This is a genomic window from Streptomyces sp. UNOC14_S4 (assembly GCF_020740835.1).
Taxonomy (GTDB): domain Bacteria; phylum Actinomycetota; class Actinomycetes; order Streptomycetales; family Streptomycetaceae; genus Streptomyces.
Genome location: NZ_JAINFC010000272.1, coordinates 1 through 10,121, shown reverse-complemented (window position 1 = coordinate 10,121; position 10,121 = coordinate 1). Strand labels below are relative to the sequence as shown.

The window sequence follows — 10,121 nt, the reverse complement described above, 5'->3', positions numbered from 1 at the left end:
TCGCAGTGCAGGGTGGGCAGAAGTGTCCGGTGGTGGAGGGCCAGTGCGGCCTTGACCAGGCTCGCCGCGCCCGCCGCGGGCATGGTGTGGCCGATCATCGACTTGACCGAGCCGATCACCGCGTCCGGTTCGCGCGCGGTGCCGAACACGCGGCGCAGGGTGGTGATCTCCGCCGCGTCGCCGTTCGGGGTTCCCGTGCCGTGTGCTTCGAGCAGGCCGATCGCCCCGGGGGCGGCGGGGTCCACCCCGGCGGCCCGCCAGGCGAGCCGGACGGCCCGGGTCTGGCCGTCCGGGTCCGGGTTCACCAGGGCGGCGGCCCGTCCGTCGCCCGCCACTCCGGTGCCTCGGACCACCGCGTAGACCCGGTCGTCGTCGCGTACGGCGTCGGCGAGCCGTTTGAGGACGAGCACCGCGGTGCCCTCGCCCATCAGCACGCCGTCGGCGTCCCGGTGGAAGGGGCGGATCCGCTGGGTGCGGGAGAGCGCCCCCAGGCGGGCGAACACCGACCACAGGGTCACGTCGTGGCAGTGGTGCACGCCTCCGGCGAGCACCGCGTCGCAGCGCCCGGCGGCCAGTTCCCCCACCGCCTGGTCGACGGCCAGCAGCGAGGAGGCGCAGGCCGCGTCGACCGTGTAGGCGGGGCCGCGCAGGTCGAGCCGGTTGGCGATGCGCGAGGCGGCGAAGTTGGGGACCAGGCCGACGACCGCGTCGGGGCTGTCCGGTCCCAGGGCCTCCTCGAAGGCGGTACGGACCTGGGCCAGGCGTTCCTCGCCGAGCTCGGGCAGCAGCTCCCGCAGAGTGCGGGTCAGCTGGCCCGCGGTGCGCACCCGTTGGTCGAGCCGTGCCAGCCCGGGCGTCAGATAGCCGCCGCGGCCCAGGACGACTCCGACCCGCGTCGGGTCCGTCGTGGTGAGGCCGCCCGCGTCGGCGATCGCGGCGGCGGCGGTGCGCAGGGCGATCAGCTGGTCGGGCTCGGTGCCCGGGACGGAGTCCGGCATGATGCCGAAGGCGGCGGGGTCGAAGCCGGTGAGCTGGTCGTCGACGAATCCGCCGCGTCGGCAGTAGATGGCTCCGGAGCGGTACTCGTCCTGGTCCCAGCGTCCCGGTGGCACCTCGGAGATGGCGTCCACGCCGGTGCGGAGGTTGTGCCAGTACCGGTCCAGGCCGTCCGCGCCGGGCAGCGTGACCGCCATGCCGACGACGGCCACGGGTTCCTGCGCGGGGTGCCCGGGAAGCCCGTGATCCACCGTCACCACCCCGGAGCGGCGTAGACGACCTCGCACGTGTCGTCGTCGCCCCAGGTCAGTTCGCGCAGCAGGGCGAGAGTCCCCTCGCCCGGGTCGATCAGGCCGATGCCGCGCCGGGCGTACTCCCGGGCGAGCTCGGGGCCGACCATCCCGCCGTGCACGGCGTCCGGGGCCCACGGTCCCCAGTGGACGGTCAGCGTCCGGGTGCCGGTGGAGCGGTGCCACTGCCTGCCGAGCGCGGCGAGGGCGTCGTTGGCGGCGGCGTAGTCGGCCTGGCCCCGGTTGCCGTGCACGGCGGCGACGGACCCGAACAGCACGGTGAAGCGGGGTGGTCCGGGGAGTCGGCGCAGGGTGGCGAACAGGGTCCGGGCGCTCTCCGCCTTCGTCTCGTGGACCCGGGCGAAGGAGGCCGGGTCCTTGTCGCCGACGAGCCGGTCCTCGATGACCCCGGCGGCGTGCACGAGGCCGTCGACGCGTCCGTGGCGGGCGTGGATCTCCTTGACCGCCTGTCCGACGGCTTCCGCGTCCCGCAGGTCGAGGGAGCGGTACGCGCCTTCGCCGCCGGCCGCGCGGATCCCGGCGAGGGTCGCCCCGATCTCCCGGCGGGCCAGGACGAGGCCCGCCTCGCGGTCGATGTCCGCGGGGCGGAGACCGCCGCGGGCGGCGAGCGCGGCCCGGAGCGCGGTACGTCCGGTGACGCCCGCGATCCCGGGCGGCTCGGGGGTGTCGGCCATGACGGTACGGCCGAGCAGTTCGACCCGGCAGCGGGAGGCCGCCGCGAGGGCGACGGCGGCCCGCGCGGCGATGCCGCGGGCCCCGCCCGCGAAGAGCAGGACGGAATCCGGCCCGAGCCCGAGGGCCTCGGCGGCCCGCTCCGCGGTGGAGGCGTCGTCGGTGAGCAGCGGGCCCAGCGGGGCCTCCTGCGGCTCGATGCCGAAGCGCCGCCCGTCCTCGGTACGTTCGACGACGGGCGTCCGGTCCGGCGCGAGGAGTTCCCCGACGACGGCGGCAGCGGCGGCCGTGCTGTCGGCTTCCTGTCCTCCGGACAGGGTGACGAGGCGGGCGACCGTGTCCGGATACTCGCGGGCGACGGTGCGGAGGAAGCCGCCCATCCCGTCGTCCCGGCCGCCGTCCTCGGACCACCGTACGGACAGCAGGCGGCGCGGTCGGCGTCCGAGCAGGTCCTTCAGGAGGGGGAAGGCACCCGGCAGCACGGGCCCGGCCAGCAGGATCACTCCGTCCAGCGGCCCGGCCGGGGCGTCGGACGTGCCGTCGGCGTGGGTGACGCGCGCCCCGTGTTCCCGGAGCCGGGCCACGAGGGCCTGCGCGGTGCGGGCGCTTCCGCCGAGCACGAGGAGGTGTGCGTCCCGCAGGGCGGTGGAGCCGTCGGGCGCGGGGGCATCGTCCAGGGGCACGCTGCGCAGCACGTACCGCCGGGGCGCGACTCCGGCCGGTTCCGCGGCCTTGGTGTCGTCGTGCGTCTGTGGGGCGGGGTCCTCCGCAGCCGCCTCCGGACCACCCGTGCGCGCGTCCATCCACGCGACGATCGACGCCGCGGTCCGTGCCCGGGTCAGGCTCTCCAGGTCCGTGTCGTCCCAGGTCCGCGGCCCGGCTCCGGCGACTCCCAGGCGCTTGGCCAGTTCACCGGCGATCTCCGTCCGCTTGATGGAGTCCACGCTCAGATCGGCTTCGAGGTCGAGCTGGGGGTCGATCATCTCCACGGGGTAGCCGGTCCGTTCGCTGATGACCGTCAGCACGGTGCGCAGCAGGTCGGGCTCGTCGGCTTCCGTGCGATCCGTACGATCCGTACGAGGCGTCGTCGCGGGAGCCTTCGCCGCGGCAACGGCCGTCTCCGCCGTGACGACGGCCGTCTCCGTCACCGGCGCGGGGGCCTGCGGCGGAATCGTCGCCGTCCCGCCGAAGTACGTCATCAGGACGTCCCGCTGCGCCGCGATCAGCTCGCGGCTGCCGCGCAGGAAGTCCTGGAGCAGGGCCTCCCGGTCCACCCGCCCGGATCCGTTCGCGCCGTCGGATCCGTTCGCGCCGTCGGGTGCGGGCACCGCCGTCAGCGGCGCGATCCGCCGCGCGGGCCGCAGCCCTCCGGGGAGCGGCGCGCCGTCGGCGGTACGGACCAGGTGGCCGTTCACGGTCCAGCCGGGGCGCTCGGGCGTCCGCCCCGGCTCGGCCACCACGGCGTCCCGGCCCGCGAACAGCGCTTCCGCGTCGACCTGGACGCCGCCGGAGACCGCCAGCCGCGCCAGCGCCTCCAGGTGGCCGCGCAGCCCGGCCTCGGGGTGCGGTTCGAAGGGGACGGTCAGGTGCGGCCGGTCGCCGAGGGTGGCGCGTACCAGTCCGGCGAGCGCGGCGCCCGGGCCCGCCTCGACGAAGATCCGGGCACCGGCCTCGTACATCGCCTCGATCTGCTCGGTGAAGCGCACCGGTGCGGCGATCTGCCCGGCGAGGCGGGCCCGCAGCTCCGCGGTGTCCTCCGGATAGCGGGTCGCCGTCAGCCCGGACCACGCCGGGATCTCCGGCGCCCGCAGCGGGCGGGAGGAGAGGACCTCGGCGAAGGTCTCCACCGCTCCGGCCATCAGCGGGCTGTGGAAGGCGCACGCCACGTCGAGCGGCTGGACACCGAACCCGGCCTTCTTCAGCGCCTCCGCGCCCTGCCGCACTGCCGGATCCGGCCCCGAAATCGTCGTCTGCGCGGGCGAGTTGTGGCCCGCGACCACCACCTGTCCGGCGAGTCCGGTGTCGGCCAGCACGGCTTCCACGGCGGCCGCTCCCGCCGCGACGGCGGCCATGGTGCCGGGTTCGTCCCCGGCGGCGCCGAGCATCGCCTCGGCGCGCAGTTCGCTCAGTTCGGGGAGCGCCTCGGCGGGGAACGTGCCCGCGACGCACAGCGCCACGAGTTCCCCGTACGAGTGGCCGGCCACCATGTCGGGGCGGATGCCCAGGTCCGACAGGACGTCGTGGGCGGCCAGGCAGGCGGCGCCCAGGGCGGGCTGGGCCCGGCGGGTGTCGGCGATCCGGGCGCGCTGCGCGTCCCGCTCGGCCGGGTCGAACGCGGCCGGTGGGAACATCGCGGCGACCGGGGCGCGGCGCAGCCGCTCGTGCGTCTCCGGGAAGGCGGTGAACAGGTCCGCCAGCATGCCGGGCCGCTGGCTGCCCTGGCCGGGGAAGAGGAAGGCCAGTTTGCCGTCCACCGGCGCGGGTCCGGCGATGAAGACGCCGGGCACGGCGCTGCCTGCCAGCGCGGCGCGCAGCAGGCCGGGCAGTTCGGCGAGGCCGGAGGCGACCACGGCCGCGGTGACCGGTCCCGCGGCCGGGTCCGCGGCCCGGCGCGCCGCCGTACGGGCCAGGTCGCGGAGCCGCCACGGATGCCAGCCGGTCGCGTCCGTGCTGTCCGCGGTGCCGGTCACGTCCGTACTGTCCACGGCGGCCGTCCCGTCGACCCCCCGAGACCCGACGGCCCCATGAGACACACCGACCCCCTGGGACGCGTTCGTCTCCGCCAGCCGCAGCAGGTCCTCGATCGCCGTGTCGCCGCGGAACAGGAACAGTTCGGCGGGCCAGGCGTCGGCCGTCCGCCGGGGCGGTGTCCCGCCGTCGCCGCCGCGCAGCACCACGTGGAAGTTGGTGCCGCCGAACCCGAAGGCGCTGACGCCGCCGACGCGTTCGCCGGACGGCTCGGCCCAGGGCAGGGAGCGCCGGTGGAAGACGAACGGGCTGCTCTCCGGCTGCCAGGCCGGGTTGGGCCGCCGGACGTGCAGGGTCGGCGGGCGCACCCCGGTGTACAGCGCCAGAGCCGTCTTGATCACACCGGCCAGCCCGGCCGCGCACTTGGTGTGGCCGATCTGGGACTTGACCGAGCCGATCACGCAACGGCCCGGCGCGGCGCCCGAATCCTGGAACACCTTGGTGAGGACGTCGAGTTCGGTGCGGTCGCCGACCACCGTCCCGGTGCCGTGCGCCTCGACCAGGCCGACCCGGGCCGGGGAGATCCGGGCCTGCGCGTAGGCCCGTTCCAGTGCGGTGCGCTGGCCCTCCGGCCGGGGCGCGGTCAGGCCGAGGGACCGTCCGTCGCTGGAGGCGCCGACGCCCTGGATGACGGCGTAGACCCGGTCCCCGTCGCGCCGCGCGTCGGCCAGTCGTTTGAGCACCACGCAGGCGACGCCCTCGCCCAGCGCGATGCCGTCCGCCCCGGCGTCGAAGGTCTTGCAGCGGCCGGTGGGGGACAGCGCGTGGACGGACGAGAAGAGCACGTAGTCGTTGATGCCGTTGTGCAGGTCGGCGCCGCCGCACAGCACGAGGTCGGCCGCGCCCGTGGTCAGCTCCTTGCAGGCCACGTCGACGGCGGCCAGTGAGGAGGCGCAGGCGGCGTCCACGGTGTAGTTGGCGCCGCCGAGGTCGAGCCGGTTGGCGATCCGCCCGGAGATGACGTTGGCGAGCATGCCGGGGAAGGAGTCCTCGGTGAGGGTGGGCAGTTGCTCCGCGAGGTCCTCCGGGAGCCGTCCGCCCAGGTAGGCGGGCAGGGCGGCGCGCAGCGTGGTCGCGTGGGACATGTCGCTGCCCGCCTCGGCGCCGAAGACCACGCCGGTACGGGCGCGCGGGAATTCCCGGTGCGCGTAGCCCGCGTCGGCGAGGGCTCTGCGGGCCGCTTCCAGGGCGAGCAGCTGGACGGGTTCGATGGAACCGAGCGAGGACGGCGGGATGCCGAAGCGCAGCGGGTCGAAGGGGATCGAGGGCAGGAAGCCGCCCCACCGGGAGGCCGAGACGTCGTGCGCGGGCGCGTCCTCGCCGTAGTGGAGGGCGGGGTCCCAGCGGTCGGCGGGCACCTCGGTCACCGCGTCCCTGCCGTCGAGCACCTGGGCCCAGAAGGCGGCCAGGTCGGGGGCTCCGGGGAACATCGCGGCCATGCCGATGACCGCGACGTCCAGCGGGGGCGGCACGGGCACGGCCGCGGTGTCGGCGGTCGTCCTGTCGGTCAGTTCCGCGGCCCGCCGTTCGTAGAAGGCGGCCGCGCGGTCCGTCACGTCGCGGTGCAGTTCGGCGACGGTCGTGGTGGCGTCGCGCAGCACGGCGACTTCCCCGGCCATGAACATGCCCTCGTCGAACTGCCGCTGTTCGTCCACCTCGCGGAGCGCGCCGTCGACGCGCTCGACGCCTTTGCTGGCGATGCGCAGCCGTCCGAGGTTGAGCCGCTCCAGCCGTTCCCAGGCTTCGCGCCTGGGGACGCCCTGCTGCCGCAGTTCCTCCTGGTGTGTGCGGTAGGTGTCGGTGAAGGGGCTGGGGACGCAGCGGGTGACGTGGCCCGGCGCGGTGTCCAGCAGGACGGTGCTCTCGGCGGTGAGCACGGTGTGCTGGAAGACCGGCCGGACCGCTCCGCTCTCCACCGCCTCGCGGGTGAAGAGGTACGCGGTGCCCATCAGGACGCCGACCGCGGCGCCGCGCCGGGTGAGCCCGGCGGACAGGGCGGCGACCATCGCGGCCGAGCGCTCGTCGTGCACCCCGCCCGCGAACAGCACCTCGATCCCCGGCGGCTCCTCGTGGCGTGGCCGGGCGTCCAGGAAGTCCTCCAGGACGGCGATCTGGGCTTCCCAGAGCGGGAAGGAGTTGCTGGGGCCGACGTGGCCGCCGCACTCGGCGCCTTCGAAGACGAACCGCCGGGCCCCCGCGTCGAGGAACTGGCCGAGCAGCCCGGGGGTCGGGACCTGCAGGAAGGTGCGGATGCCCTGGGTCTCCAGCGCGGCGGCCTGCGCGGGGCGGCCACCGGCGAGGACGGCGTGGGTGGGCCGGAGCTCGCGCACGGCCTCCAGCTGGGCTGCGCGCACGTCGTCCGGGGCGAAGCCCAGGATGCCGACGCCCCAGGGCCGCCCGCCGAGCGCGGCCCCGGTCTCCTCCAGGAGGGACCTGGTCTGTCCGGGACCGGCGAGGGCCAGCGCGACGAACGGCAGGGCCCCGCCCTCGGCGACGGCGCCGGCGAACCGCGCCTGGTCGCTGACCCGTGTCATCGGCCCCTGGGCGACGGGGAGTTCGGTGCCGAAGGAGCGGCTGAGAGCCGAGCCGGGAAGCAGCGCCGCCGCCGCGCCGGGGTCCCGGAGCGCCCGGTCGATGCCCTCGCGTACGGCCCGTACGGCGGCGCCGACCGTGCGGTGGTCCCGGACGAAACGGCGGGCGAGGAAGGCGTCCTGCCCGAACGGCACGGGGCGGTCGCGCAGTTCGGCGGGGACGCCGGGGCGGGCGCGGTCCAGGAGGCGCCGCCCGTCGGCGAGGACGGTGCCGGTGCCGTCCGCCGTGCGCAGCAGGCGGGCGAGCGCGGGCGGGGTGGCCGCTTCCTCCAGCAGGGCGAGCTGTATGTCGAGGACGACACCGGCGGCGCCCGCGAGGACGGCCGCGGCGGCGGTGTTCGGCCCGATGCCGCCGCACACCCAGACGGGGACGTCCAATTCGGGGTCGGCGAGCAGCTGTTGCAGCAGCACGAAGGCGGACAGCTCACCGGCCGGGCCTCCGCACTCGCTGCCGCGCGCGACGATGCCGTCCGCCCCCGCCCGTACCGCGGCGCGGGCCTCGGTCCGCGAGCGGGCCTCGGCCAGGACGGTGAGGGTCCGGTCCCTGTCCGCGGGCCATGCGGCGCCGGGGGCCAGGAGGACGGTGTGCGGGCCGGTGCCGTCACGGTCGTACAGCTCGTCGGGGTGGAGCTCACAGCCCTCGGGGACGCGTACGCCGAAGTCACCGCCGGTCCAGCGGCGGGCGAGGCCGAGGGCTTCGCGGGTACGACGGCCGCCGCTGCCGAGGTCGAGGACGCCGAGCCCACCGGCTCTGCTGACGGCCGCGACGACGCGTGCGTCGGTCTCTCCGAACGGATTGGCACCGATCACGGTGTGCACCACGAAGGCGGCTCCCCATCAGGGATGTGAAAACTGGACGGTACCGGAGGAGCCGGATGCAAGGACGATCGCTCCCGCCTCCGCAGTCGCTTCTTCCCCACAGCATGACGTTCCGGATCACCGTGACACGCACACATCCGGAGGAGCAAGTCCGGTTGTACCGCGCACAGTTGCACGCACGGGATCCTGCTCAGCGCCCGCGCATCATAATCCGCTTGACAGCAGGCCTCAATACCTCACCCTCGGATCATCCGTTCACTCGTTCCCACGCGTCGGGCGGCTCCCCCGCCCCACGGACGACACCGCCCCCGACGCCTTTCCCGGCGCCCGGGCCGGGCCGCGAGCCGCCGAGCAGGCAACGTCCCACGTTCCGCTCGTGACTCGTGCGCCGCGCCGCGGGTCCGCCGCGCCCCTGGTCTCCCGTCGCACCGTCCGCTACGTTCGGCTCGCGTACTGCCCCGCTTCACCCGGGTGACACCTTCCCCTCTCCCATGCTCGCTGCTCTTGGAGCGCATCGCCGTCTTTCGTATCTCACCCCAAGGGGTCTCCCTCTCATGTCCGAACTCAACCGCCGGCGCTTCCTCCAGATCGCCGGCGCGACCGCCGGTTTCGCGGCCCTGTCCAGCAGCATCGAGCGGGCCGCCGCCATTCCGGCCAGGCGCCGTTCCGGCACGATCCAGGATGTCGAGCACATCGTCGTCCTGATGCAGGAGAACCGTTCCTTCGACCACTACTTCGGTTCGCTGAAGGGCGTGCGCGGATTCGGCGACCCCCGCCCGGCCGCGCCCTCCGGCGGCAGGTCCGTCTGGTACCAGTCGGACGGCACCAGGGACGTCCTGCCCTACCGCCCGGCGGCGAAGGACCTCGGGATGCGGTTCATCGCGGGCCTCAACCACGACTGGGCGGGCGGCCATCAGGCGTGGAACGGCGGCAGGTACGACCGGTGGATACCGGCCAAGGGCACGGGCACGATGGCGTACCTGACGCGGGAGGACATCCCCTTCCACTACGCGCTCGCCGACGCGTTCACCGTGTGCGACGCCTACCACTGCTCCTTCATGGGGGCCACCGACCCCAACCGCTACTACATGTGGACGGGCCACGCGGGCAACGACGGCAAGGGCGGCGGCCCGGTCCTCGGCAACGAGGAGGCGGGTTACGACTGGACGACCTACCCGGAGCGGCTGGAAGAGGCCGGGATCTCCTGGAAGGTCTACCAGGACACCGGTGACGGCCTGGACAAGGCGGGCTCCTGGGGCTGGCTGGACGACGCCTACCGCGGCAACTACGGCGACAACTCGCTCCTCTACTTCAACCGCTACCGCGACGCCAAACCCGGCGACCCGCTCTTCGAGAAGGCGCGCACCGGCACCAGCGTCAAGAAGGGCGACGGCTACTTCGACGTCCTGCGCGCGGACGTGAAGGCCGGGAAGCTGCCGCGGATCTCCTGGATCGCCGCCCCCGAGGCGTTCTCCGAGCACCCCAACTGGCCTGCGAACTACGGCGCCTGGTACATCGCGCAGGTCCTGGACGCGCTGACCTCGAACCCCGAGGTGTGGAGCAGGACGGCCCTGTTCATCACCTACGACGAGAACGACGGCTACTTCGACCACGTCCTGCCGCCGTTCCCGCCCGCCTCCGCGGACCGGGGCGCCTCCACCGTGGACACCGCCCTCGACCACTTCCCCGGCAACGCCCACTACGCCGCCGGGCCCTACGGCCTCGGGCAGCGCGTGCCCATGCTCGTGGTCTCGCCCTGGAGCACCGGCGGCTTCGTCTGCTCGGAGGTCTTCGACCACACCTCCATCATCCGTTTCATGGAGCGCCGCTTCGGCGTCCGCGAGCCCCACATCTCGCCCTGGCGGCGGGCGATCTGCGGCGACCTCACCTCGGCCTTCGACTTCCGGCTCCAGCGGACGACGCCCGCCCGGCTGCCCGACACCCGCGCGTACGAGCCGCAGGACCGGCAGCGGCACTCCAGCTA

3 protein-coding genes are annotated in these 10,121 nt (G+C 74.7%); 1 reads left to right on the top strand and 2 read right to left on the bottom strand.

Annotation, left to right across the window (positions count from 1 at the left end):
* A partial coding sequence (locus tag K6I34_RS22825) for a polyketide synthase (RefSeq protein WP_229328194.1) occupies positions 1–1,193 on the bottom strand: 1,193 nt, incomplete at its 3' end.
* Positions 1,194–1,249: 56 nt separating this feature from the next.
* Positions 1,250–8,137, bottom strand: coding sequence for a type I polyketide synthase (locus tag K6I34_RS22820; RefSeq protein ID WP_229328193.1), 6,888 nt, complete (start codon positions 8,135–8,137; stop codon positions 1,250–1,252).
* Between the two features lie 554 nt (positions 8,138–8,691).
* On the opposite strand from K6I34_RS22820, the gene K6I34_RS22815 reads away from it, so the two are divergent.
* A partial coding sequence (locus tag K6I34_RS22815; protein WP_229328192.1) for a phosphocholine-specific phospholipase C occupies positions 8,692–10,121 on the top strand: 1,430 nt, incomplete at its 3' end.